The sequence below is a fragment of the Pseudoxanthomonas broegbernensis genome (assembly GCF_014202435.1).
GTDB classification, from domain to species: Bacteria; Pseudomonadota; Gammaproteobacteria; order Xanthomonadales; family Xanthomonadaceae; genus Pseudoxanthomonas; species Pseudoxanthomonas broegbernensis.
In genome coordinates this window covers 358,188-381,880 of sequence record NZ_JACHGU010000003.1, presented here as the reverse complement: position 1 = coordinate 381,880, position 23,693 = coordinate 358,188, and the positions used below count along the sequence as shown (strand labels likewise).

Sequence of the window (23,693 nt, the reverse complement as noted above, 5' to 3'; positions counted from 1 at the left end):
GGCACCGCGCCATCGCGCCGGGGACTCCTGCCGCGGGCGTGGGCGCGGCGAAAGCCGGGGCGGCCCAGCCCGCAGGGAAGGGGGAGCTTCCGCCTATGGTTGGGCTCCCGCGCATCCCACGCGGGCGCGGGGCTAGCCCTCGTCCCGCGCCGCCGCCGGGTGCACCGCCTCGACCGACAGGGCCAGGGTGCCGTCGCGCAGCCGTGCCTGCAGGCGATCGCCCGGCGCGGCCTGGGCGACCGACTGCACCAGGCGGCCATCGGTGGCGTTGAGGATGGTGTAGCCGCGCGCCACCGTGGCCAGCGGGCTGCAGGCTTCCAGCGCGCGCGCCAGCGCGCGCAGCTTCAGTGCATCGCGCTGGAGGACGCGGGCGATGGCGGCCTGCGGACGCGCCTGCGCGCGCTGCAGGCGTGCCTGCAACGGGGCCAGGCGGCGGCCGGGGTGGTGTGCGCGCAGGACCGCGGCGGCCTGGCGCAAACGTGCCTGCCGACGCTGCAGGTGCTGCCGCCACAGCGCATCGAGCCGCTGCAGCAGGGCCTGCTTGCGCTGCCGCAGCATCCGCAGCCGCGCCTGGGGCGATTGCGCCTGCATCCGCAGCGAGGCACGGTCGGTCCGTTGCATCGCCTGGCGCAGGTAGTGTCGCTGCGAGGCGTGGGTCCGGCCCTGCAGGGCGCGCAGGCGCGCGCGCAGGTCGTTGCGGTCCGGCACCAGCAGTTCGGCGGCCACCGAGGGCGTGGGCGCGCGCAGGTCGGCGGCGAAGTCGGCCAGGCTGAAGTCGGTCTCGTGGCCCACCGCCGACACCACCGGCACCGGGGAGGCGGCGATCGCGCGGACCAGGCGCTCGTCGTTGAACGCCCACAGGTCCTCCAGCGAGCCGCCGCCGCGCGCCAGCAGCACCGCGTCGTAGCGGCCGCAGGCGCCGGCGCGCTGCAACAGGTCGGTGATCTGCGCCGCCGCAGTCTCGCCCTGGACCAGGCTGGGCAGGATGTCCACCTCGACCAGCGGCAGGCGCCGCGCCAGCACGCTGAGCACGTCGCGCACCGCCGCGCCGGTGGGCGAGGTGATCACCGCCAGGCGCCGCACGTAGGCCGGCAGGGGGCGCTTGCGCGCGGCCTCGAACAGGCCCTCGGCCTCGAGCTTGGCCTTCAGGGCTTCGAACGCGCGGCGCAAGGCGCCTTCGCCGGCCTCCTCCAGGTGGTCCACGATCAACTGGCAGTCGCCGCGCGCCTCGTACAGGGTCAGGCGGCCGCGGCCCAGTACCTTCATGCCCTCGCGCGGCACGAATTTCAGCCACTGGCTCTTGGGCTTGAACATGGCGCAGCGCACCTGCGCGCGCGCGTCCTTGAGGGTGAAATACACGTGCCCGGAGCCGGGGCGGGTGACGCTGCCCAGTTCGCCTTCGACCCAGACCAGCGGGAATGCGCTTTCCAGCAGGTCGCGCGCCAGGGTGTTGAGCTGGCTGGGGGTGAGGACGGGATTCTGCTCGGTCATCGGCGCACGTCGGGCGGCGGGACAGGATAGCGCGGTGGGGGGAAGCGCATGCCTTCCGGGTGTTTTGCGGTGCCGGGGCCGGTTTGCGGGAACAACCGCATGCAGCGGCAACGGCGGTGGGTGCGCTGGCTTCGGGAGGAGTCCGCCGCCGCCTGGGGAATGCCGTGCCGAAGGAGCGGCCCCTCTTCGCAGGACGGCGGACTCCCCGCCAAGGTCGCGCAACCCAATGCTCTTGTGCCTGCCGTCGCCGGTCGCTTCAGCCGTCGATGCCGGGAAGAGGCGGCCCGGAGGCGTGCCGCGCCAGTGCCCAGGCCACGTGCTCGCGCACCAGCGGCGAGGGATGCGCGCGGCGCGATTCCAGGGCGGCCAGCACCTCGGGCGTGGGCGGCGCGTTGCCCAGGGCCACGGCGATGTTGCGCAGCCAGCGCTCGTGCCCGCTGCGGCGGATCGGGCTGCCCTCGGTGCGGCGCAGGAACTCGTCCTCGTCCCAGGCGAACAACTGCGCCAGGCTGGCGGTGTCCAGGTCGTTGCGGGCACGGAAGTCCGGCTCGTCGGTGCGCTTGGCGAACTTGTTCCAGGGGCAGGCCAACTGGCAATCGTCGCAGCCGAAGATGCGGTTGCCGATCGCCGGCCGCAGTTCCTCGGGAATGGCGCCCTCGTGCTCGATGGTGAGGTAGGAGATGCAGCGGCGCGCGTCGAGCCGGTACGGCGCAACGATGGCGCCGGTGGGGCATACCTCGATGCAGCGGGTGCAGGTGCCGCAGTGCGCGCTGGCCGGCTCGTCCAGCGGCAGCGGCAGGTCGACGTAGATCTCGCCGAGGAAGAACCACGAGCCGCCGTTCCTGTCGATCAGGCAGGTGTGCTTGCCGATCCAGCCCAGCCCCGCGTTGCGCGCCAGCGCGCGTTCCAGCACCGGCGCCGAGTCGACGAACACGCGGTGGCCGAACGGGCCGATCTCCTGCTGCACCCGCTCGGCCAGCTTCTGCAGGCGGTTGCGCATCAGCTTGTGGTAGTCGCGGCCCAGCGCGTAGCGGGCGACGTAGGCGCGTTGGCCGTCGCCGAGGGTGTTCCAGGCCTCGTCGCCGTCGTTGCGCCCGTAGTCCAGGCCGACCGAGATCACCCGCACCGTGCCGGGAATGAGTTCCTGCGGCCGCGCGCGCTTGTCGCCGTGGCGCGCCATCCACTCCATGGTCCCGTACAGGCCGCGGGCGAGCCAGTCGCGCAGGTGGGCCTCGTCCTCGCCCAGATCGATGCCGGCGATGCCGCAATGCTGGAAGCCGAGTTCGCGTGCCAGCTCGCGCACGCGCCGGGCCACGGCCGACGGGTCGAAGGACGCGGCGACGGGCACGGCGGCGGCGGGCGGGGTGGCGGGCATGGCGAAAGTATAGGAGGCCGGGTGGAACGCACCGCCGCGCCGGCCGTGCCGGAACGCCACCGGCCGTGCGCGGACGCTTAGAATCGGCGCATGGGCCACCGCGCCACCGCCTTGTACGCCGCCGCTTCCGCACGCCGGATCGACCGCCTCGCCACCGCCGCGCTGGGCGGCGACGGCTACGTGCTGATGCAGCGCGCCGGCCAGGCCGCCTGGCGTGCCTTGTTGCAGCGCTGGCCGCAGGCGCGGCGGCTGGCGGTGGCCTGCGGCAGTGGCAACAACGGCGGCGACGGCTACGTGCTGGCGCGCCTGGCGCTGCAGTCCGGGCGCGAGGTCAGGGTGGTGCACCCGGCCGGCGGCGGGCCGCGCGCACCGCAGGCGCAGCGCGCGTGCACCGACTACCTCGCCGCCGGCGGACGGGTGGACCTGTTCCCCACGCCGCTGGACGGTGCCGACGTGCTGGTCGATGCGCTGTTCGGCATCGGCCTGGAGCAGGCCCCGCGCGACGATGCCGCGGCCCTGATCGCCGCGCTGGACGCCGCGGCGGCGCCGGTGTTCGCGCTGGACGTGCCCAGCGGCGTGGATGCCGACCGCGGCAGCGTGCCGGGCGCCGCGCTGCATGCGCAGTGCACGCTGCAGTTCATCGTGCCGCATGCCGGGCTGTACACCGGCGCGGCGCTGGACCGCACCGGCGAACTGCTGCTGGACGCGCTGGGCGTGGACGCCGGCGCCTGGGCCGGCGAGGCGCCGGCGACGGCCACGCTGCTGGAGGCCGGCGCCCTGCGCGCATGGCTGCCGCCGCGCCGGCGCGATACCCACAAGGGCCGGTCCGGGCACGTGCTGTGCGTGGGCGGCGACCATGGCGGTGGAGGTGCGGTGGTGCTGTGCGCCGAAGCGGCCCTGCGCGGTGGCGCCGGCCTGGCCAGCGTGGCCACGCGCGCGGAACACGTGGCCGCGGCACTGGCGCGGCGGCCGGAGGCGATGGCCCGTGCGGTGGCCGGTGCCGGCGATCTTCGCGCGCTTCTCGACGGCGCCGGCGTGGTCGCCTGCGGCCCGGGGCTGGGGCGCGCGGAATGGGGCAGGGAGCTGTACCGGTGCGTGCTCGACAGCGGCCATCCGCTGGTGCTCGATGCCGATGCGCTGAACCTGCTGGCCGAAGCGCCGCGCCTGCCCGGCGATGCGGTCCTCACCCCGCATCCGGGCGAGGCCGCGCGCCTGCTCGGCGCCGACACCGCCACGGTGCAGCGCGACCGCTACGCCGCCGCGGCCGAACTGGCGCAGCGCTATCGCTGCACGGTGGCGCTCAAGGGCGCGGGCACGATCGTCGCCGCGCCGGACCGCGCGCCGCGGGTGCTGGCCGCGGGCAATCCGGGCATGGCCACCGGCGGCATGGGCGACCTGCTCACCGGTGCCATCGCCGCGATGCGCGCGCAGGGGCTGCCCGCATTCGAGGCGGCCTGCGCCGGAGTGCTGCTGCATGGCCTGGCCGGCGACGCCGCGGCGCACGAGGCCGGCCAGCGCGGGCTGCTGCCTTCGGACCTGCTGCCCTGGCTGCGCCGTCTCGCCAACCCGGGAAGGACATGATGTGGATCGAACTGGCCGACGCTGATGCCACCGAAGCACTGGGCCGTGCGCTGGCCGCCATGCGCCCGCAGCCGGCGGTGGTGCACCTGCACGGCGACCTGGGGGCTGGCAAGTCGACCCTGGCGCGCGCGCTGCTGCGCGAGCTGGGAGTGCGGGGCCCCGTCCGCAGCCCCACCTACACTCTGCTGGAGCGCTATCCGGTGCCCGGTGGCGAGGCCTGGCACCTGGACCTGTACCGGATAGGCGATGCCGGGGAGCTGGATTTCCTGGGGCTGGACGGCGACGAGGCCACGCTGTGGCTGGTCGAATGGCCGGAGCGCGGTGCCGCGGCGCTGCCGCCGGCGGACCTGGGGATCCACCTGGCCCAGGCCGGCGCGGGGCGCCGGGCACGGCTCGAAGCGGGGTCGCCGGCGGGGGAGGCGTGGTGCGCGGCGCTGCTGAAAAGCGGCCGTTTGCAGGGCCTTCTTGCCGGTCAACCCTAGGAAGGCCCCACAGGTCACGGATTATTAAGGGAAAACTTCTTGCATTTGGCGGATCGCAGTGCTTGAATCCGCGTCATGCGCCTGGAAATGGCCCGGATCGGACGGTGGGGGGCGGGCTTCGTGCTCGCCGCCGTCGCGTGCGCGTCCTGGGCCGGCGAGATCAGCGCCATCGCCCTGGAGCAGGGCGCTACCGGCACCCGCGCCGAGGTGCGCCTGCAGGGCGCCGGCAGCTACAAGACCCTTTCGCTCGCCGGGCCGCACCGCCTGGTGCTGGACCTGCCCGACTCCAAGGCCATGCAAGGGCTGCGGCTTCCCGCGGCCGCCGGCGTCGTGGTGGGAGTGCGTACCGGCCAGCCGGTGCCGGGGACGTTCCGCATCGTGTTCGAGCTGGCCGCGCCGGTGGCGGCGCTGCCGCCACGCATGGAACCGGTGGCCGGCGGAGCCAGGCTGCTGATCGAATGGCCGGGCGATGGCCCGGCCGCGGCACCGGCCGCCGCGGGTACGCCCAACGCCGTGCAGACGGCCGCCATCGCCATCGCCACGGCCGCACCGACGACGGCACCGTCCGCCACGGCCGCGCAGGCGGCCGATGCGCGCGCCGAGGCCGCCCGCGCCACCGCGCTGCTCACCGCGCAGGTGGTGCAGGCCGGCAGCACCGCTTCCACCGCTCCGGCCGCCCCCGCGGCGGCGGACTCTCCCTCGCCGCAGGCGATATTGGAAGGGCGTGCATCCGCCTCTTCGCCGGCCATGGCGGCCACCGCGCCGGCCGCCGCCGCCGCCGCGGTCACGGTGCCGCCGCCGGCTCCGGCGCCTGCGCGCCCGTCCGTTGCCGGCCGTCCGCTGATCGTGGCCATCGACGCCGGCCACGGCGGGCAGGACCCGGGCGCCATCGGCCCCACCGGCAAGCGCGAGAAGGACATCACCCTGGCGATGGCGCGCGAGCTGGCCCGCCAGGTCAACGCCACTCCGGGGCTGAAGGCCTACCTGGTGCGCGACAGCGACATGTTCATCCCCTTGCCGATGCGCGCCCAGCGCGCGCGCGCGGCCAAGGCCGACATCTTCATCTCGATCCACGCCGACGCGGCGGAGAACCGCAGTGCGCGCGGCTCTTCGGTGTACGTGCTCTCGACCAAGGGGGCTTCCTCGCAGCGCGCGCGCTGGCTGGCCGACAAGGAGAACGCGGCCGACCTGGTCGGCGGCGTGCGCCTGCAGCAGACCGAGAGCGTGCTGGCCGGCGTGCTGCTGGACCTGGCCCAGAGCGGACACATGCGCGCCTCCGAGGATGCGGCCCACCACGTGCTGGGCGGGCTCAAGCGCGTGGGCAACAACCACAAGCCGAACATCGAGCGGGCCAACTTCGCCGTGCTGCGCACCGCCGACATGCCGGCGATGCTGGTGGAGACCGCGTTCATCTCCAACGTGGAGGAGGAGCGCCGGCTGGTCGACCCGGCGTACCAGCGCAAGGTGGCCGGTGCGGTGCTGGACGGCATCAGCACCTACTTCACCCGGCAGCCGCCGCCGGGCACGCTGTTCGCCGCGCGTGCCGAGGCGGAGAGCGTGGCCATGGCCGGCAGCGTCGGCGGCGCCGGCGGCACGCCCTGAGGCATTGGCCGCACCGCGGCCGCACCGCACCCCCGCGCGAACCCGCCGGCGCGGCACGACCCCGATTCGTGCACCGCCGGTACCCGGCCGGATGCGGGGCGCGAATTTCCGAAGCCCATCCTGCCCGGCGCGACGGCATCCGGCTGCGGCTATCATTCGTCCTGCATTCCTTCCGACGCAGCGCCCACGCCGCCTTCCCGTGCCGATCCTTCCGCTGCCCGATACCTTGATCAACCAGATCGCCGCCGGCGAAGTCGTCGAGCGCCCGGCGTCGGTGGTCAAGGAATTGATCGAGAACGCGCTGGACGCCGGCGCGCGCCGGGTCGACATCGACCTGGAGGAAGGCGGCATCCGCCTGATCCGCATCCGCGACGACGGCGGCGGCATCGCCCCGGAGGAACTGCCGCTGGCGGTCAGCCGCCACGCCACCAGCAAGATCGCCTCGCTCGACGACCTGGAGGCGGTGGCCACGCTCGGTTTCCGCGGCGAGGCGCTGCCGTCCATCGCCTCGGTCAGCCGCTTCATGCTGGCCTCGCGCCGGCCGGGCGACGCGCACGGCGCCGCGCTGCGGGTGGAGGGCAGCCGGGTCGGCGAGGTCGCGCCCAAGGCGCATGCGCCCGGCACCACGGTGGAAGTGCGCGACCTGTTCTACAACGTGCCGGCGCGGCGCAAGTTCCTGCGTGCCGAGCGCACCGAGCTGGGCCACATCGAGGAATGGCTGCGCTCGCTGGCCCTGGCCCGGCCCGACGTGGAACTGCGGGTCAGCCACAACGGCAAGCCTTCGCGCCGCTACAAGCCCGACCAGGGCGCGTCCGGCGACGGTGGCCCGGACGGCGCCGAGGCCGCCGCGCGCCTGGGCCAGACCCTGGGCGAGGATTTCGCCCGCAGCGCGCTGCGCATCGACCACGGCGGCGCGGGGCTGCGCCTGCACGGATGGATCGCGCAGCCGCATTATTCCCGCGCCAGCGCGGACCAGCAGTACCTGTACGTCAACGGCCGCGCGGTGCGCGACCGCAGCGTCGCCCACGCGGTGAAGCTGGCCTACCAGGACGTGCTGTTCCACGGCCGCCAGCCGGCCTACGTGCTGTTCCTGGAACTGGACCCGACGCGGGTGGACGTCAACGTGCACCCGGCCAAGCACGAGGTGCGCTTCCGCGACGCGCGGCTGATCCACGACTTCGTGTTCCGCACGCTGCAGGAAGCGCTGGCGCAGACCCGCGCCGGTGCCGACGTGGCCGGCGCGGGCACCGCCATGCCGCCGGCCGGCGCGGCGACGCCCGTATCCGGCGCCGGCTTCGGCGGCGGGGCGGGCGCGTGGACCGCGCAGCCGCTGGGCCTGCGGGTGGACGAGGCGGCCGCCGCGTATGCCGCGCTGTATGCGTCGCCCGCCAGTGCCGCGGCCTCCGGAGCGCCTGCCCGGGCGGACATGCCGCGGCCCGACGCCACACTGCCTGCCGGCGACGGCGAGGTGCCGCCGCTGGGCTATGCCGTCGCCCAGCTCCACGGCATCTACATCCTGGCCGAGAACGCGCAGGGCCTGGTGGTGGTGGACATGCACGCCGCCCACGAGCGCATCGGCTACGAGCGGCTGAAGGCCGCCCACGACGGCATCGGCCTGCGCGCCCAGCCGCTGCTGGTGCCGCTTTCGCTGGCGGTGGGCGAACGCGACGCCGACCTGGCCGAGCGCGAGGCCGCCACTCTGGCCGAGCTGGGGTTCGACGTCACCCGCAGCGGCCCGCAGGCGCTGGCCGTGCGCAGCGTGCCGGCGCTGCTGGCGCATGCCGATCCGGAGGCGCTGCTGCGCGACGTGCTGGCCGACCTGCGCGAGCACGGCGCCACCCGCCGGGTGGCCGCCGCGCGCGACGAACTGCTGTCCACGATGGCCTGCCACGGCGCGGTGCGCGCCAACCGCCGGCTGACGATTCCCGAAATGAACGCCCTGCTGCGCGACATGGAAGCCACCGAGCGCTCCGGGCAGTGCAACCATGGCCGCCCGACCTGGGCGCGCTTCAGCCTGGGGGAGATCGACCGATGGTTCCTGAGAGGAAGATGAGGACGGCCGGCATCGCCATGGGGATGGCGCTGCTGGCGGCGCTGGCCGCCTGCGGGCGCGGGCAGGGCGATGCGTCGGCATCGGCCGCGCCGCGGATCGACCCGGCGTTCGCGGCCGGGCAGCAGGCCTGGCGCGACCAGCGCCGCGAGGAACTGCTGCGTCCGGATGGCTGGACCAGCCTCGTCGGCCTGCACTGGCTGGAACTCAAGGCGCACTACGTGGGCAGCGGCGAGCGCATCGGCAACGGCGTGCGCTTCGCCTTCGGCCCGGAGCGCATGGGCATGGTCTCGCGCGATGCGCGCGGCGGCTACTGGTTCACCCCCGAGGACGGCGTGGAGCTGACCTTGAACGGCGAGCCGCTGAAGGGCCGGGTGGCGCTGCACGGCGACCACGCCGCCGCGCCCGCGGTGATCGGCTTCGACGAGGGCAAGGGCCAGGTGAGCCTGATCCGGCGCGGCAGCCGCCACGCGTTGCGGGTGAAGCATGCCGACGCGCCGACGCGGCTGCAGTTCGCCGGCCTGGAATACTGGCCGGCCGACCCCTCGTGGCGCATCGAGGGACGCTTCGTCCCGAACCCGGTGGGCAGCACCCTGTCCATCGGCGACGTCATCGGCGTGCGGACCGACACGTCCAATCCCGGTGCGGTCGAGTTCGAGCGCGACGGCGTGCAGTACCGCCTGGAGGCGCTGGGCGAACCGGGCCGCGAGCTGTTCTTCGTCCTGGCCGACCGCACCAGCGGCCATGGCAGCTATCCGGCCGGCCGCTTCCTCGACGCGGCATGGCCGGGCGCGGACGGCAAGGTGGTGCTGGACTTCAACCGCGCCTACAACCCGCCGTGCGCGTTCACCCTGTTCGCCACCTGTCCGCTGCCGCCGCCGCAGAACCGGCTGGACCTGGCCATCGCCGCGGGCGAGAAGACCTACGTCTCGCCGGTGCACCGATAACCTGCCCGGCCTTCCCGCCTCGCCCGAACCCGATGCCCCGCATGCCTCGCCTGCCGCAGCGCCTCGCCGCCTCGCTCATCGTCCTGTCGGCCCTGGCCTGGCCGCTGCGCGCCGAACCCCCGGTGCCGCTGCTGTGGAAGGTGTCCGATGCGGACAACTCGATCTACCTGCTCGGCTCGTTCCACCTGCTGGGCGAGGACGACTACCCGCTCTCGGCGGACGTGCAGGCGGCCTTCGCCGACGCCGAGGACCTGATGTTCGAGCTTTCCCCCGAGGAGGCCGCCTCGGGGGCCCTGCCGATGCAGATGGCGCAGGCGGCCATGCGTCGCCGCGCGGGCGACCTGCGCGGCGACCTGGGGCCGGAGCTATGGGCCAGGCTGCAGGCCTACGTGGCGTCCAACAAGCTTTCGATGGCGATGCTGGAAGGCTTCGAGCCCTGGTTCATCGGCCTGACCGTGGGCATTCTCGAAATGGGCAAGCAGGGCCTGAACCCGGCGCTTGGCCTGGACCGGCATTTCATGGAAGCGGCCGCGCGCGCCGGCAAGCCGGCTGCGGGTCTGGAGCCGGCAAGCGAACAGATCGCGGTGCTGGCCGGCATGAGCCTGGACGAGCAGCGGCAGATGCTGGCCGAAGCGCTGCAGCAGGCCGAGGAAGGGCCGACGCAGGCGCGCCGGCTGCATGCGGCCTGGCGCGCCGGCGATGCCGCCCGCCTGTGGAACGAGATGGCCGCGGAGATGAGGCGCGACTACCCGGCGTTGTATGCGCGGATCAACGTGGCCCGCAACGACGCCTGGCTGCCGAAACTGGAACAGCGCCTGGCGCGCAAGGACGACGACACCCTCGTGGTGGTCGGCGCCCTGCACCTGCTGGGCGGGGATGGCCTGGTGGAGAAACTGCGCGCCAAGGGCTATCGCGTGGAACGGATCTGCTCGGCCTGCGCGCATTGACCCACCAGGGCAGGCCGGTCGCCGGCTATGCCCGGCCCCTGCAAGCGCGCGGCTTGTAGCCATCCCTTGTAGGGGCCGACTTCGGTTCGAGCCGGGAACGCCTTGCGCGCCGAACCCTGCTACTGGGCGGCCGGCTCCATCACGATGCAGTCCACCGGGCAGGCCGGCACGCACAGCTCGCAGCCGGTGCACAGCGGGTCGAGGATCACGTGCATCAGCTTGGCCGCGCCGACGATGGCGTCCACCGGGCAGGCCTGGATGCACTTGGTGCAGCCGATGCAGTCGGCCTCCACCACCACCGCCACTTGCGGCGGCTTGCACTCGCCCCGGCTCCGGTCGTACGGCCGCGGCGCGATGCCCAGGACCCGCGCCAGCGCGCGCGCGCCCGCATCGCCGCCGGGCGGGCAATGGTCCGGCCCGGCCGCGCCGCGCGCCATCGCCTCGGCGTACGGCCGGCAGCCGTCGTAGCCGCACTGCCCGCACTGGGTCTGCGGCAGCAGGCGGTCGAGGCGCTCGACTCGTTCGATCTGGATGGCCATGGGAAACATGCCTGGCAGCGGGCCCGCGTATCCGGTGCAGCGCACCTGTGGCGCATTATCGCCGATGGCGGCACCGTCTCCCCTTGGCCCTTCGTCCCCCGCGCCGGAGACCCGGACCACGGTGTCGCCGCGGCCGCGGTGCCAGGCGATGCGCAGGCGATGCGCAGGCGTCAGCGCACCGGCATGCCGGGTTGCGCGCCGGCGTCGGCATCCAGCAGTGCCAGGGCGCCGCCGTCGAAGCCGGCCGACAGGATCATGCCTTCGCTCACGCCGAAGCGCATCTTGCGCGGGGCCAGGTTGGCGACGAACACCACGTTGCGGCCCACCAGCCTTTCCGGCGCGCCGTAGCTGGCACGGATGCCGGAGAAGATCTGCCGCCGGCCCAGTTCGCCGGCGTCGAGCAGGAAGCGCAGCAGCTTGTCCGAGCCGTCGACGAAGCCGCATTCGAGCACCTGGCCGATGCGCAGGTCGAGCCGGGCGAAATCCTCGATGCCGATGTACGAAGGCGCGCCCGGGTCCTGCGCGGGGGCCGGCCTGGCCTCGGCCTTCTTCGTCCCGGCCTGCTTCGCGGCGGCGGCGGGCGGGGCGGCGAGGGTGTCCCTGGAAGCGTCGGTCATGGCGTCGATGAGCTTGGGATCGATGCGGGTGAACAGCGGGGCATAGGCGTTGATGGCGTGCGCGAGCAGCGGCGCGTCCAGGTCGGGCCAGGCGCGCACGGGCGCGGCCAGGAACTCGGCGGCCTGCGCGCTGGTGCGCGGCAGCACCGGGGCCAGCGCGGCGGCCAGCACGCGGAACAGGTTCAGGCCCTGGGTGCACACCGCCTGCAACTCGGTCTCCATGCCCTCCTGCTTGGCGATCACCCACGGCTTGCGCTCGTCGATGTACTTGTTGGCCTCGTCGGCCAGCGCCATCACCTGGCGGATCGCCGCGGCCGGGTCGTTGCGCTCGTAGGCCTCGCGCACGCCGTCCAGGGCGGCGACGAAGCGCGCGTACTGGGCCGGGTCGGGCAGGGCGCCGGCCAGGCGGCCGCCGAAGCGCTTGTCGACGAAGCCGGCGCAGCGGCTGGCCAGGTTGACGAACTTGCCCACCAGGTCGGCGTTCACCCGGGCGGTGAAGTCGGCCAGGTTCAGGTCAAGGTCGTCCACGCCGCCGGAGGACTTGGCCGCGTAGTAGTAGCGCAGCGCCTCCGGGTCCAGGCCCACGTCCAGGTAGGTGCGGGCCATGATGAAGGTGCCGCGCGACTTGGACATCTTGGCTCCGTCCACGGTCAGGTAGCCGTTGACGTGCAGCCGCGTGGGCGCACGCAGGCCGGCGCCGTGCAGCACCGCCGGCCAGAACAGGCCGTGGAAGTTGACGATGTCCTTGCCGATGAAGTGGTGCATCTCGGCGCCGCTGTCCGGGCGCAGGTAGGCGTCGAAGTCGGCGCCGTTGTCCGCGCACAGGTTGCGGAAGCTGCTCAGGTAGCCGATCGGCGCGTCTAGCCAGACGTAGAAGTACTTGCCCGGCTGGCCGGGGATCTGGAAGCCGAAGTACGGCGCGTCGCGGGAGATGTCCCAGGCGCGCAGGCCGCCTTCGCCGTCCAGCCATTCGCGCAGCTTGGCCTTGACCCCGGGCACGGCCACGTCGCCGTCCAGCCACTGGCGCAGGAATGCTTCGAAGCGGCCGACCTCGAAGAAGAAATGTTCCGAGTCGCGCAGTTCGGGCGCGGCCCCGGACAGCACCGACCGGGGGGCCTTCAGGTCGGTCGGCGAGTAGGTGGCGCCGCAGGCCTCGCAATTGTCGCCGTACTGGTCGGCGGTGCCGCAGTTGGGGCAGGTGCCCTTGATGTAGCGGTCCGGCAGGAACATGCCCTTGGCCGGGTCGTAGAACTGCGCCACCGAGCGCCGGGCGATGTGGCCGCCGGCGTCCAGGCGCGCGTAGAACAACTCGGTCAGTTCGCGGTTGGCGGCCGAATGGGTGGAGTCGTAGTGGTCGAAGGCCACGCCGAAGGCGGCGAAGTCGCGCTCGTGGCTGGCCTGCATGCCGGCGATGAAGGCCTCCGGGGTGACCCCGGCCTTCTCGGCGGCGAGCATGATCGGGGTGCCGTGGGTGTCGTCGGCGCAGACGTAGTGCACCGTGTCGCCGCGCAGGCGCCGCGCCCGCACCCAGATGTCGGCCTGGATGTAGCCGACCAGGTGGCCCAGGTGCAGCGGGCCGTTGGCGTAGGGCAGGGCGTTAGTGACGAGCGCGGAGCGGGACATGTCGGGGCCGGACGCGGAGGACCGGCGATTATCGCATGCGCACGGATCGGGCCTTGCCGGCACCGGCCGGGCGTTTCCGGAGGCATGGCCCGCGCCGCGCTCCAGGGGCCATGGCGGCCCTCGGGAAGAAGCGATGCGTCCGGACCCGGCCGCATCGCCACGGGGAAGGGCGCCTACTGCCGTTCCCACACCTGCGACTTGCAGATGAAGGCGACGCAGCCGGAGACCTCCAGCCTGGCGCCGCCGTCGACCAGTTCCATCTTCGACTTGTAGACCTTGCCTTCGTCCGGCTTGAGGATGGTGCCGCCGGCGTAGCGGTTGCCGCCATCGGGCTTCATGCCGCGGATGATCTCCATCCCGGCGATCGGCTTGCCCTTGCGGTCGTCCTTGCACTTGTCGCAGGCCGGGTTGGGCTTGCTCGGATCGAGCAGTTCGACGATGCGCCCGCTGAGGGCGCCATTGGCCGCCTGGGTGATCTCGACGATGGACTTGGGCTTGCCCGAATCGCTGTCGATGGTCTTCCAGTGGCCGACGACGGGGTCGGCGGCGACGGCCGCGCCGGCCGCGAACAGGGCCGGCAGCAGCAGGACGGCGAGGAGCGGTTTGGAACGGTTGCTGCGCATATTCCCTCCGGTGGCTCGTAGGCCCGGCCGGTGGCCGGGCCGTGGTTTTCCGCACTCTAGCGCAGAAGCGCCGGCATGCATACGCATTCGTATGGTGAGTGGCCGTCCGGGGGCCGTCGCCCTCCTGCGGACCGTCCCGGACAGGCCCGGCGGGCGGATATTTGCCACAATCGTGTTCCCCCACCGCAGTCGAAGCCTCATTCCATGGACCCCGCAACCGCCCTGTCTGGCGACCTCCCGCACCTCGACGATCCCGCTTCCGGCGTGCCGCTGGGACCGCCGCAGGCCCGCTGGGACGTGCGCGGCGTCGAGGGCGGCCGCTGCGAGGTCGACCTGCTGACGGGATACCCGCTGGCCGCCGAGGCGGTCGAGGCCGTGCGCGCTCGCGTGGCCGAGGCGGCGGGCAGGCACGGGCTGGCCCTGGCCGCTTTCCGCGCCCACCACCGCATCGCCGCCCATGCCGTGCAGGGGGGGCTGAGCCCGGTGTCCGGGGTGCGCAACGTCATCGCGGTCGGGTCCGGCAAGGGCGGGGTCGGCAAGTCCACCACCGCGGTCAACCTGGCCCTGGCGCTGCAGCGCCTGGGCGCCAGGGTGGGCGTGCTGGACGCGGACGTGTACGGCCCCAGCGTGCCGGCCATGCTGGGCCTGTCCGGCCGGCCGGAGAGCCCGGACGACAAGTCGATCGAGCCGCTGCGCGCGTTCGGGGTGGAGGCGATGTCCATCGGCCTGCTGGTGGATACGGACACGCCGATGATCTGGCGCGGGCCGATGGCCACCTCGGCGCTGACCCAACTGTTCACCACCACCCTGTGGGGCGACCTGGACTACCTGCTGGTCGACCTGCCGCCGGGCACCGGCGACATCCAGCTCACCCTGGCGCAGAAGATCCCCGTGGCCGGCGCGGTGATCGTGACCACCCCGCAGGAAATAGCCACCCTGGACGCGCGCAAGGCGCTGAAGATGTTCGAGAAGGTCAACGTGCCGGTGCTGGGCATCGTGGAGAACATGGCCATCCACGTCTGCTCGAACTGCGGCCACGCCGAACACCTGTTCGGCCAGGGCGGCGGCCAGGCCATGGCCGACCAGTACGGCGTGCCGCTGCTGGGCTCGCTGCCGCTGGACCTGCGCATCCGCGAGCAGGGCGACGTGGGCACGCCGGTGGTGGCCGCCGCGCCGGATTCGGCCCCGGCGCAGGCGTATCTCCGTGCGGCGCAGGCCATGGCCGCGCGGCTGGCGCAGCGGCCGCGGGCCTCGATCCCGATCGCCTCGACCCTGGCCTGACGCCGTATCGCCCGGGCCGGCCTGCGCCTCCCATGGACGCGAGGCGCCGGCACGGGAAGCGGTTGCAGGCATCGCGCCGGAATGCCCGCATTCCCGCCCGCCGTCGCCTTTCGCGGGAGCCGGCTCCGGCCGGCGATCCACGGCCGATTCGCGAGGGGACAAACGCGCAGGCATGGCGGCCGCTGCTCGAACCCGGCTACAAGGAAGGTTGCGGGCTCGGCTAGAATCCTGCGATCCGGGCCGCACGGCCGCACAGGACACCGCATGAGCATCAAGAGCGACCGCTGGATCCGCCGCATGGCCGAGCAGCAGGGGATGATCGAGCCGTTCGAGCCGGGCCAGGTCAAGTTCTCCGACAAGGGCGGCGGTCAGGGCCAGCGCATCGTCAGCTACGGCACCTCCAGCTACGGCTACGACGTGCGCTGCTCGCGCGAGTTCAAGGTGTTCACCAACATCAACTCGACCATCGTCGACCCCAAGCGCTTCGACCCCAAGAGCTTCGTGGACATCGAGGCCGACGAGTGCATCATCCCGCCCAACAGCTTCGCCCTGGCGCGCACGGTGGAGTATTTCCGCATCCCGCGCGACGTGCTGGTGGTATGCCTGGGCAAGAGCACCTACGCGCGCTGCGGGATCATCGTCAATGTCACCCCGCTCGAACCCGAGTGGGAAGGGCACGTGACCCTGGAGTTCAGCAACACCACGCCGCTGCCGGCGCGCATCTACGCCAACGAGGGCGTGGCCCAGATGCTGTTCTTCCAGTCCGATGTGGACGACGTGTGCGAGACTTCCTACAAGGATCGCGGCGGCAAGTACCAGGGCCAGACCGGGGTGACCCTGCCGCGCACTTGAGCGCGGTATGGCGGCGCCCTCGCACGCCCCTGTCGTAGAGCCGGCTTCGGCCGGCGACCGCCTCCGGGCCCAGGAACGTTCCGCATGCGGGCCCGGCGCCTGCGAATCCACGGTTGCGCCTAGAATCGGGGCTTTGCGCCTCAGGGAAAACCGCATGCGCCCGTCTTCCTGCCCGCGGCTCCTCCGCAGCCTGCTCGTATCCGGCCTGCTGCTCGTATCCGGTTTATCGTCGCTGGCGCCGCTGCCGGCCGTGGCCGGCGATGCGCCGTGCGCGTCCTGCATCGCGGAAGCGGCGTCCGTGCCGTTCGACCCGGCCGCGTTCGATGCGCATGTCGAACGGGTGCGCTCGCGATTCGAGGTGCCCGGCATCGCGGTGGCCATCGTCAAGGACGGCCAGGTGGTGCTGGAGCGCGGCTGGGGCGTGCGCGCGCTGGGCAAGCCGGAGAAGGTGGACGCGCGCACGCTGTTCGCCATCGCCTCCAACACCAAGGCGTTCACCGCCGCCTCGCTGTCGATGCTGGCCGACGAGGGCAGGCTCTCGATGGACGACCGGGTGATCGACCACCTGCCGTGGTTCCGCATGGCCGACCCGTACGTCACCGGCCAGATGCGCATCGGCGACCTGCTCACCCACCGCAGCGGCCTGGGCCTGGGCGCGGGCGACCTGCTGTTCTGGCCGGGCAGCGACTATGGCACCGAGGACGTGGTGCGCCGGCTCAAGGACGTGCCGCTGAAGGCCGGCTTCCGCGAGCGCTACGCCTACGACAACATCCTCTACGCGGCGGCCACGCTGGTGATCGAGAAGGTCGCCGGGCAGCCCTACGCGCAGTTCCTGCAGCAGCGCTTCTTCGATCCGCTGGGCATGGACGGCACGCGCTTCAACGCCGACGCGCTGCGACCCGGCGACCCGGCGGCCACCGGCCATGCCAGGGCCGACTTCACCCGCCTGCAGCCGACCTTCGCGCTGACCTGGCACAACGCCTCCGGGGCCGGGGGCCTCTATTCCAGCGCGCACGACATGGCGCGCTGGGTGAAGGCGCAACTGGCCGGCGGCATCTACGCCGACGCCGAAGGCAACCAGCGCAGGCTGTTCTCGGAGGGGCAGCAAAAGGCCATGTGGTCGCTGCACTCGCCGATGAACATCGCCGCGCCGGCGGTGCCCGAACTGGCGCCGGCCGTACCCGCCTTCCTCGGCTACGGCCTGGGCTGGATCGTGTCCAGCCATCGCGGCCGCAAGCTGGTCTGGCACACCGGGGGCTGGCCCGGCATGGTCTCGCGGGTGACCCTGGTGCCCGAGCTTGGCCTGGGCGTGGTGGTGCTGACCAACCAGGAGTCGGGCGCGGCCTTCAACGCGATCACCATGCAGGCGCTGGACGCCTACCTGGCGCCGGCCGAGCGCACCGACTGGGTCGCCGCCTATGCGGCCGCGGCGGACAAGGGACGGAAAAAGGCCGAGAACGCCTGGGCGGCGCGCGTGGCGGCGCGCGACGCACGCTCCAGGCCGTCGCTGCCGCTGTCCGCCTATGCGGGCACGTACCGCGATGCCTGGTACGGCGACGTGGAGGTGACGCAAGGCAAGGCGGGCCTGGCGATGCGCTTCGACCGCACGCCGCTGCTGACCGGGGCCCTGCAGCACTGGCAGCACGACACCTTCCTGGCGCGCTGGGACGAGCGCACGCTCAACGGCGACGCCCTCGTCACCTTCGTGCTGGACGCGGACGGCCGCGTCGACGAGGTGCGGATGGAGCCGGCCTCGGAGCTGACCGATTTCAGCTTCGACTTCCAGGACCTGCGCCTCAGGCCGCGATGAAGCGTTCGCTCGAGGTCGGCGGCGAATCGAAGGCCGGCCGGCTATCGAGCGCCGATGACCGCCCGCATGCGGACGCGGAAGCGCAGGAAAAGGCAGCGGTGCCGCGGAGGATGGGGGAGGGGACCCCCGCGGCACCGTGCCGGGAACGCTAGGCTTGCGACAACTGCGCGGCGTAGATGCGGCCCGCGGTGTCCCGGTCGATCCGGCGCTCGGCCAGGTCGCGGATCACCGCCTCGCGGCTGCGCTCGGAAGGCGGGCCGTAGCCGCCGGCGCCAGGGGTGATCACCGTCACCTGGTCGCCCGGCTGCAGTTCGGCGATGCCGTTCTCCACCTGCACGCCTTCGCTGAAGGCGTAGCCGCCGCTGGCGCCGGGCAGGCCGCCGGCCAGGCCCCAGGGCTGGCTGCGCATGCGCGAGCCGTCCACCTTGACCCGGCAGGTGCGCTCGGCGCGGTAGACCCGGCGCAGGCCCATGCCGCCGCGGCAGCGCCCGGCGCCGCCGGAGCCGTCCACCATCTCGTAGCGCAGCAGGGTGAGCGGGTATTCCTGCTCCAGCGCCTCGGCCGGCAGGTTGGAGGTGTTGGTCATGTGCACGTGCACGCCGTCCAGGCCGTCCTTGGTGGCGCGCGCGCCGGCGCCGCCGCCGATGGTCTCCAGGTACACCCACAGTTCGCCGTCCGGGCGGGTGCCGACGAAGGTGGCCGAGGCCACCGCGCCGTTGCCGGCCGCGGTCACCCGCTCGGGCACCACCTGCGCCAGCGCGCCGTGGACCAGGTCGACGATGCGCTGGCAGGGGGCGATGCGGCCGTTGACCGCCGCCGGGTGCCGGCAGTTGAGCAGGCTGCCTTCGCGCGCGGTCACGTGCAGCGGCCGCGCCAGGCCGCCGTTGGGCAGGATGGTGGGATCGACCACGGTCTTGACCGCGTAGTACACGGTCGACAGCAGGGCGGTGTAGACCATGTTCAGTCCGGCGCGCACCTGGTCGGGGCCGTCGAAATGCAGGTTCATCTCGTCGCCAGCCACGGTGACGCTGCATTCGAAGGTCATCTCGCCGTCGAAGGCCGGGTTGTCGAAGCGGTCGCTGAAACTATAGGTGCCGTCTGGGATGGCGGCGATGCCGGCGCGCATCTTGCGCTCGGCGTAGTCCATCAGTTCCTGGCCTGCCGACAGCACCACGTCGCGACCGTACTTGGCGCACAGCTTGCCCAGGCGCTCGGTGGCCAGGCGGTTGGCGGCCATCTGCGCGCGCAGGTCGGAGATGCGCTCGCGCGGCACCTGGCAGTTGAGCAGGAACAGGGCCTGCAGGTCCTCCTGCAGCACGCCGGCGCGGTACAGCCGGATCGGCGGGATGCGCAGGCCTTCCTGGTAGATGTGGGCGTGGCCGCGGTCCTCGAAATCGGCGTGGTGCGCGGTGTTGACCGCCCAGGCCACCAGCGCGCCCTCGAAGAACACCGGTTCGGCGATCACGATGTCCGGCAGGTGGGTGGCGCCGCCCTCGTAGGCGTCGTTGCCGATGAACACGTCGCCGGCGCGGATCTCCTCCGGCGCGTAGCGCTTGAGGATGTGCGGGATGATGCCCAGGAAGCTGCCCAGGTGCATGGGGATGTGCTCGGCCTGGCACAGCGCCTGGCCGGCGGTGTCGAACAGCGCGGTGGAGCAGTCGCGCCGCTCCTTGATGTTGGCCGAGTGGCTGGCGCGCACCAGCGCTTCGCCCATCTCCTCGACGATGGAGGACAGGGCGCTGCCGATGACCTCGACCGTGATCGGGTCGACCGGGACCCGCGTGGTGGCGGTGGACGTGCTCATGCGCCGAACTCCAGGATCAGGTTGAGGTAGGGCTCGACCGTGGCGGTCATGCCGGGCAGCACGATGGTGGTGGTGTCCATCTGCTCGACGATGGCCGGGCCGGCGATGCGGTTGCCCGCGGCCAGCCGCGCGCGGTCGTAGACCGGGCAGTCGACGAAATCGCCGTATTCGGGCATCCAGACTTGGCGCTGGCCGACGCGCGCGGCCGACGGGTCGGGGCCGGCGTCGGGCTGCGGCTGGAAGGCGGCCTTGCGCACGGCGCCGGTGGCGCCGGCGCGGCAGGTCACCAGTTGGATGGGATCGTCCTTGGCCGAGAAGCCGTACAGGCGCTCGTGCTCGGCAGCGAAGCGGGCGGCGATGGCCTCCAGCGCGGCCGGGCCGATGGAGCCTTCGGGCACGGGCACGGCGATCTCGTAGTTCTGGCCCAGGTAGCGCACGTCCACCGAGCGCGCCAGGCCGCGGTCGGCCGCGGCGATGCTCTCCTCCTCGAACCAGGCCTGGGCCTGCGCGTTCAGCGCGGCGAAGGCCTGTTCCAGCGGTGCGGCGGCGCCGGCATCGAGCACCCGCAACAGGCTGCCGGCGAAGTCGGCGCGCAGGTCGGTCAGCAGCAAGCCGGTGGCGCAGAGAATGCCCGGGGTCAGGGGCACGATCACCCGCGACATCTCCAATTCCTTGGCCAGGCGCGCGGCGTGCAGCGGGCCGGCGCCGCCGAAGGCGACCAGGCTGTAGTCGCGCGGGTCGTGGCCGCGCTGCACGCTGATCACGCGGATGGCGCGGGCCATGTTGGCGATCACCACCGACAGGATGCCTTGGGCCGTCTCCATCGTGCCCAGGCCGAGGCGGTCGGCCAGGCGGGCGACCGCATCCACCGCCAGTTGCCGGTCGATGGGCATGCGCCCGGCCAGCAGGTGGGTGGGGTTGAGGGTCTGCAGCACCACGTTGGCGTCGGTGACGGTGGGCTCGTCGTTGCCGCGGCCGTAGCACACCGGTCCGGGATCGGCGCCGGCGCTGCGCGGGCCGACCTTGAGCAGGCCGCCGTTGTCGACGTAGGCGATGGAGCCGCCGCCGGCGCCGACGGTGTGGATGTCCAGCATCGGCGCCTTGATCGGGTAGCCGTGCACCACCGCCTCGCTGGCCAGGGCGCAGCGGCCGTCCTGCATCAAGGCCACGTCGCTGCTGGTGCCGCCGACGTCGAAGGTGATGAGGTTGCCGAACCCGGTTTGTTCGCCGATGGCCTGCGCGGCGACCACGCCGGTGCTGGGCCCGGACAGGACGGTGCGCACCGGCAGGCGCGAGGCCTGCTCGAAGCCGATCACCCCGCCGTTGGACTGGGTCAGGTGCGGCGCGGCCTTCAGGCCCAGCTCGGCCAGGCGGTCGCCCAGGCGGCGGATGTAGCGCTCCATCACCGGGCCCAGGTAGGCGTTGACCACCGTGGTGGACATGCGCTCGTACTCGCGGAATTCGGGCGCGACCTCGGAGGAGGTGGAGACGAAGGCCTCCGGGAATTCCTCGGCCACGATGCGGCGCGCGGTCTCCTCGTGCTCGGGGCGGACGAAGCCGTACAGGAAGCTGATCGCCACCGAGCGCACCCCGGCCTCGCGCAGCGCGCGCGCGGCCTCGCGCACGGCCCGTTCGTCCAGGGCGGTCTCGACGCTGCCATCGTGGCGCACGCGCTCGGGCACTTCCAGGCGCAGGTCGCGGGCGACCAGCACCGGCGGCTTGTCGGCCTGCAGGTCGTACAGGTCGGGGCGCTTCTGGCGGCCGATCTCCAGCAGGTCGCGGAAGCCGTCGGTGGTGATCAGGCCGGTGGGCACGCCGCGCAGTTGGATCAGTGCGTTGGTGCCCACGGTGGTGCCGTGGCCGAAATAGCTCACCGCGTCGGGCGTGGCGCCCACCCGCTCCAGGGCTTCGGCCACGCCCTGGGCGATGCCGCGCGAGGGATCGTCCGGGGTGGAGGAGACCTTCCAGATCTCGGTGCGCCCGGTGCTTTCTTCGAACAGGCACACGTCGGTGAACGTGCCGCCGGAATCCACGCCAATTCGCCAATTCATGCGATGACCTTGAGCAAGAGGGGAAGGGAGCGCCGCGCGCCGCGCGCCGCGATGTGCGAAGGGAAGGGAGGGGAGGCGGTCATGGCGCGCGCTCCAGGTGGTGGGCGCCTTCGCCCTCCCAGGGCCGGCCGTGGCCGAAACCGCCGTGCCAGCCGCAGACCCGGGCGCCGAAGCGCGCCCCGGCCTCCAGGCAGTCCGGCAGCGGCCGGCCGTCGAGGCGGGCCAGCAGGAAGGCGGTGATGAAGCCGTCGCCGGCGCCGAGCGTATCGACCGCCTCGGCGGGAAACACGCCCTGGGCATGGAGCTGGCCGGCGGCATCGATGGCCAGCGCACCGGCCGCGCCGCGGGTGGCGACCGCGCAGCGCGCGCCATGGCCGATGCAGCGTTCCAGCAGCACCCGGCAAGCGGCCTCGTGCAGGTGGGCGGCGGAGAGGAACACCGCGTCGAACAGGCCCGCGGTGTCGCGCAGCATCGCCTCGTCCCAGCGGTTGGAATAGTCGAACGACAGCCGCTGCGCGGCGGCCGCCAGGCGCGGCAGTTCCGCCTCCAGCCCGCTGTACACGCTGCTGTGGGCCAGGTCGAAGCCGGCCACGTAGTCGAAGTCGGCGTCGGTCAGCCGGTACTGCGCGCGTACCCCGGGGTGGGAACCGAGGAACCGGCGGTCGCCCTGGTCGTGGACGACGAAGGCCCGCGCGTTCTCGCCGGGGCGCACCCGCAGGCGTGTTACGTCCACGCCCTCGGCCATGAGGGCGTCGCGGACCAGGCGCCCGCCGGCATCGTCGCCGACACAGCCCAGGTAGGCGCTGCGGGCGCCGAGCCGGCGGGCCAGGGCGGCCACGTTGACCGTGTTCCCGCCCGGGTACTGGGTCCGGGACGACACGTAGGTGTCGACGGTGTTGTCGCCGATGCCGAGGATGCGGTGCGGGTTGCCCATGGTCGTCACGCCTGGCTCAGTATTCGGTCTTCCACATGTACCGGCGCGTGCTGAGCGGCTGGCCGTGCAGGTCGGACAGGTGCTCGGACAGGCGCTTGAGCGCGGCCTGCAGCACGTACGGCGCGACGATCGGGCGGATGGCCGGGGCGATGCCCTTCATCTCGTAGTCGCGCGAATCGTAGACCATCACCCGCTTGGCGTTCTTGTCGCAGAAGCGCAGCACGCGCTCCATCAGCGGGCGGCTGGGGTCCTCGCCCAGGATCAGGATCAGCGGCGTGGTCTCGTCGACGATCTCGAACGGGCCGTGGAAGAACTCGGCCGCCTCGATCGGGTAGCTGTGCAGCCACAGCATCTCCATCAGGATGCACACGCCGAACACGTACGCCGGCGTGAAGCCCGGGCCGGAAGCGACGTGGTAGAGGTTGCGGTCGTGCTGGTAGGTCTTGGCGTCCTCCAGCGCGCGCGCGTCGTTGGCGGCGGCGGTGTCGGCGATCGCGCCGGGCAGGGCGGCCAGCGACGACAGCAGCTCGTCGGCGTGCGGCCAGCCGTCGCGCTCGGCCAGGATGCCGCCGATCACCGACTGCATCAGCATGAACAGCGCCACGAACGACTCGCCCGTGTCGCCGGCCAGGAAGCCGCGCTGCGCCAGTCCCGCCAGCGGGCTGTCGCCCTTGAGGGTGAAGCCGACGGTGCGGCAGGGCTTGCCGCGCAGGTATTCGGCCGCGGCCACGGTCTCGGGCGTGGTGCCGGACTTGGACGCCAGGAACACCAGGGTGCGCTCGTCCAGACGCGGCGGATCCTGGGCCATCAGCTCGGAGGGGAAGTAGCGGCGCACTTCCAGGCTGGGGCTGAAATGCTCGATCCAGTACTGCATGCCCTGCATGGCGCGGTTGGCCGAGCCGTGGGCGACGAAGTAGACGCGGTCCACCTCGTTCGCCAGGCTGCGGCCGAGCGCCATCGCCTCCGGCAAGGTCGATACGGTATGGGCCAGTCCGGACAGGATGGCGCTGCGATTCACTTCCGATGCCATGATGTACTGCTCTCCGTTGGTATATACCAATAACGAAGTGGAGCCTACCAATTG

18 protein-coding genes are annotated in these 23,693 nt (G+C 72.7%); 9 read left to right on the top strand and 9 right to left on the bottom strand.

Features of this window, described 5'->3' with window-relative positions; translation table 11 throughout:
• Positions 1 to 132: 132 nt before the first annotated feature.
• Both xseA and queG read right to left on the bottom strand, forming a co-directional pair.
• Entirely contained in the window at positions 133 to 1,491 is a 1,359-nt protein-coding gene (gene xseA, locus HNR76_RS08625) for an exodeoxyribonuclease VII large subunit (RefSeq protein WP_162309693.1), read from the bottom strand.
• Positions 1,492 to 1,747: 256 nt separating this feature from the next.
• Positions 1,748 to 2,866: a tRNA epoxyqueuosine(34) reductase QueG gene (queG, locus tag HNR76_RS08620; protein WP_162309692.1), complete on the bottom strand. Its 1,119-nt coding sequence runs from the start codon at positions 2,864 to 2,866 to the stop codon at positions 1,748 to 1,750.
• A 90-nt stretch (positions 2,867 to 2,956) separates the two neighbouring features.
• Here queG and HNR76_RS08615 point away from each other — a divergent pair, with 90 nt between their 5' ends.
• The 6 genes from HNR76_RS08615 to HNR76_RS08590 all read left to right on the top strand — a co-directional run bounded on the left by HNR76_RS08615 (position 2,957) and on the right by HNR76_RS08590 (position 10,475).
• Positions 2,957 to 4,447, top strand: a complete 1,491-nt coding sequence (locus HNR76_RS08615; RefSeq protein ID WP_162309691.1) for an NAD(P)H-hydrate dehydratase — start codon at positions 2,957 to 2,959, stop codon at positions 4,445 to 4,447.
• Positions 4,444 to 4,929 carry a tRNA (adenosine(37)-N6)-threonylcarbamoyltransferase complex ATPase subunit type 1 TsaE gene (gene tsaE, locus HNR76_RS08610; protein ID WP_162309690.1) on the top strand — a complete coding sequence of 162 codons (486 nt, stop codon included), beginning with the start codon at positions 4,444 to 4,446 and terminating at the stop codon, positions 4,927 to 4,929. Before HNR76_RS08615 ends, tsaE begins: the two co-directional genes overlap by 4 nt.
• A 75-nt stretch (positions 4,930 to 5,004) precedes the next feature.
• Positions 5,005 to 6,531: an N-acetylmuramoyl-L-alanine amidase gene (locus HNR76_RS08605; protein WP_162309689.1), complete on the top strand. Its 1,527-nt coding sequence runs from the start codon at positions 5,005 to 5,007 to the stop codon at positions 6,529 to 6,531.
• A gap of 199 nt (positions 6,532 to 6,730) precedes the next feature.
• Positions 6,731 to 8,584: a DNA mismatch repair endonuclease MutL gene (gene mutL / locus HNR76_RS08600; protein ID WP_162309688.1), complete on the top strand. Its 1,854-nt coding sequence runs from the start codon at positions 6,731 to 6,733 to the stop codon at positions 8,582 to 8,584.
• Positions 8,581 to 9,528 carry a DUF1684 domain-containing protein gene (locus tag HNR76_RS08595; protein ID WP_162309687.1) on the top strand — a complete coding sequence of 316 codons (948 nt, stop codon included), beginning with the start codon at positions 8,581 to 8,583 and terminating at the stop codon, positions 9,526 to 9,528. Before mutL ends, HNR76_RS08595 begins: the two co-directional genes overlap by 4 nt.
• Before the next feature lie 41 nt (positions 9,529 to 9,569).
• Positions 9,570 to 10,475, top strand: coding sequence for a TraB/GumN family protein (locus HNR76_RS08590; protein WP_425501752.1), 906 nt, complete (start codon positions 9,570 to 9,572; stop codon positions 10,473 to 10,475).
• A 119-nt stretch (positions 10,476 to 10,594) separates the two neighbouring features.
• On the opposite strand, the gene rnfB is transcribed toward HNR76_RS08590, so the two are convergent.
• From rnfB to HNR76_RS08575, 3 genes are all read right to left on the bottom strand, one after another.
• The gene (gene rnfB / locus HNR76_RS08585; RefSeq protein WP_162309685.1) at positions 10,595 to 11,014 is read right to left on the bottom strand and encodes an Rnf electron transport complex subunit RnfB; all 420 of its coding nucleotides are present in this window, start codon (positions 11,012 to 11,014) and stop codon (positions 10,595 to 10,597) included.
• 170 nt (positions 11,015 to 11,184) lie between these two features.
• Positions 11,185 to 13,254: a methionine--tRNA ligase gene (gene metG / locus HNR76_RS08580; protein WP_162309684.1), complete on the bottom strand. Its 2,070-nt coding sequence runs from the start codon at positions 13,252 to 13,254 to the stop codon at positions 11,185 to 11,187.
• A gap of 173 nt (positions 13,255 to 13,427) precedes the next feature.
• Positions 13,428 to 13,877 (bottom strand): DUF2147 domain-containing protein, encoded by a 450-nt coding sequence (locus tag HNR76_RS08575; protein WP_162309683.1) that lies wholly within the window; start codon positions 13,875 to 13,877, stop codon positions 13,428 to 13,430.
• Between the two features lie 204 nt (positions 13,878 to 14,081).
• Here HNR76_RS08575 and apbC point away from each other — a divergent pair, with 204 nt between their 5' ends.
• From apbC to HNR76_RS08560, 3 genes are all read left to right on the top strand, one after another.
• On the top strand, positions 14,082 to 15,158 hold the full coding sequence (apbC, locus tag HNR76_RS08570) for an iron-sulfur cluster carrier protein ApbC (RefSeq protein ID WP_281383376.1): 1,077 nt from the start codon (positions 14,082 to 14,084) through the stop codon (positions 15,156 to 15,158).
• A 264-nt stretch (positions 15,159 to 15,422) separates the two neighbouring features.
• Positions 15,423 to 16,010 carry a dCTP deaminase gene (gene dcd / locus HNR76_RS08565; protein WP_162309682.1) on the top strand — a complete coding sequence of 196 codons (588 nt, stop codon included), beginning with the start codon at positions 15,423 to 15,425 and terminating at the stop codon, positions 16,008 to 16,010.
• Positions 16,011 to 16,164: 154 nt separating this feature from the next.
• A complete protein-coding gene (locus HNR76_RS08560; RefSeq protein ID WP_162309681.1) occupies positions 16,165 to 17,820 on the top strand; it encodes a serine hydrolase in 1,656 nt (551 codons plus the stop codon).
• Between the two features lie 148 nt (positions 17,821 to 17,968).
• On the opposite strand, the gene HNR76_RS08555 is transcribed toward HNR76_RS08560, so the two are convergent.
• The 4 genes from HNR76_RS08555 to HNR76_RS08540 form a co-directional block, all read right to left on the bottom strand.
• Positions 17,969 to 19,624, bottom strand: a complete 1,656-nt coding sequence (locus HNR76_RS08555; protein ID WP_162309680.1) for a hydantoinase B/oxoprolinase family protein — start codon at positions 19,622 to 19,624, stop codon at positions 17,969 to 17,971.
• Positions 19,621 to 21,675 (bottom strand): hydantoinase/oxoprolinase family protein, encoded by a 2,055-nt coding sequence (locus HNR76_RS08550; RefSeq protein ID WP_162309679.1) that lies wholly within the window; start codon positions 21,673 to 21,675, stop codon positions 19,621 to 19,623. Before HNR76_RS08550 ends, HNR76_RS08555 begins: the two co-directional genes overlap by 4 nt.
• Positions 21,676 to 21,754: 79 nt before the next feature.
• On the bottom strand, positions 21,755 to 22,609 hold the full coding sequence (locus tag HNR76_RS08545; RefSeq protein WP_162309678.1) for a PfkB family carbohydrate kinase: 855 nt from the start codon (positions 22,607 to 22,609) through the stop codon (positions 21,755 to 21,757).
• A 16-nt stretch (positions 22,610 to 22,625) separates the two neighbouring features.
• Positions 22,626 to 23,639 (bottom strand): SIS domain-containing protein, encoded by a 1,014-nt coding sequence (locus HNR76_RS08540; RefSeq protein ID WP_162309677.1) that lies wholly within the window; start codon positions 23,637 to 23,639, stop codon positions 22,626 to 22,628.
• Positions 23,640 to 23,693 lie beyond the last annotated feature (54 nt).

Bases quoted from the DNA above. Each gene is read 5' to 3' on its own strand.
- HNR76_RS08540 (WP_162309677.1), bottom strand. From the start codon at position 23,639: ATGGCATCGGAAGTGAATCGCAGCGCCATCCTGTCCGGACTGGCCCAT.
- HNR76_RS08560 (WP_162309681.1), top strand. From the start codon at position 16,165: ATGCGCCCGTCTTCCTGCCCGCGGCTCCTCCGCAGCCTGCTCGTATCC.
- xseA (WP_162309693.1), bottom strand. From the start codon at position 1,491: ATGACCGAGCAGAATCCCGTCCTCACCCCCAGCCAGCTCAACACCCTG.
- HNR76_RS08550 (WP_162309679.1), bottom strand. From the start codon at position 21,675: ATGAATTGGCGAATTGGCGTGGATTCCGGCGGCACGTTCACCGACGTG.
- apbC (WP_281383376.1), top strand. From the start codon at position 14,082: ATGGACCCCGCAACCGCCCTGTCTGGCGACCTCCCGCACCTCGACGAT.
- HNR76_RS08545 (WP_162309678.1), bottom strand. From the start codon at position 22,609: ATGGGCAACCCGCACCGCATCCTCGGCATCGGCGACAACACCGTCGAC.
- HNR76_RS08605 (WP_162309689.1), top strand. From the start codon at position 5,005: ATGCGCCTGGAAATGGCCCGGATCGGACGGTGGGGGGCGGGCTTCGTG.
- HNR76_RS08575 (WP_162309683.1), bottom strand. From the start codon at position 13,877: ATGCGCAGCAACCGTTCCAAACCGCTCCTCGCCGTCCTGCTGCTGCCG.
- dcd (WP_162309682.1), top strand. From the start codon at position 15,423: ATGAGCATCAAGAGCGACCGCTGGATCCGCCGCATGGCCGAGCAGCAG.
- metG (WP_162309684.1), bottom strand. From the start codon at position 13,254: ATGTCCCGCTCCGCGCTCGTCACTAACGCCCTGCCCTACGCCAACGGC.
- HNR76_RS08615 (WP_162309691.1), top strand. From the start codon at position 2,957: ATGGGCCACCGCGCCACCGCCTTGTACGCCGCCGCTTCCGCACGCCGG.
- tsaE (WP_162309690.1), top strand. From the start codon at position 4,444: ATGATGTGGATCGAACTGGCCGACGCTGATGCCACCGAAGCACTGGGC.
- HNR76_RS08595 (WP_162309687.1), top strand. From the start codon at position 8,581: ATGAGGACGGCCGGCATCGCCATGGGGATGGCGCTGCTGGCGGCGCTG.
- HNR76_RS08590 (WP_425501752.1), top strand. From the start codon at position 9,570: ATGCCTCGCCTGCCGCAGCGCCTCGCCGCCTCGCTCATCGTCCTGTCG.
- rnfB (WP_162309685.1), bottom strand. From the start codon at position 11,014: ATGGCCATCCAGATCGAACGAGTCGAGCGCCTCGACCGCCTGCTGCCG.
- queG (WP_162309692.1), bottom strand. From the start codon at position 2,866: ATGCCCGCCACCCCGCCCGCCGCCGCCGTGCCCGTCGCCGCGTCCTTC.
- HNR76_RS08555 (WP_162309680.1), bottom strand. From the start codon at position 19,624: ATGAGCACGTCCACCGCCACCACGCGGGTCCCGGTCGACCCGATCACG.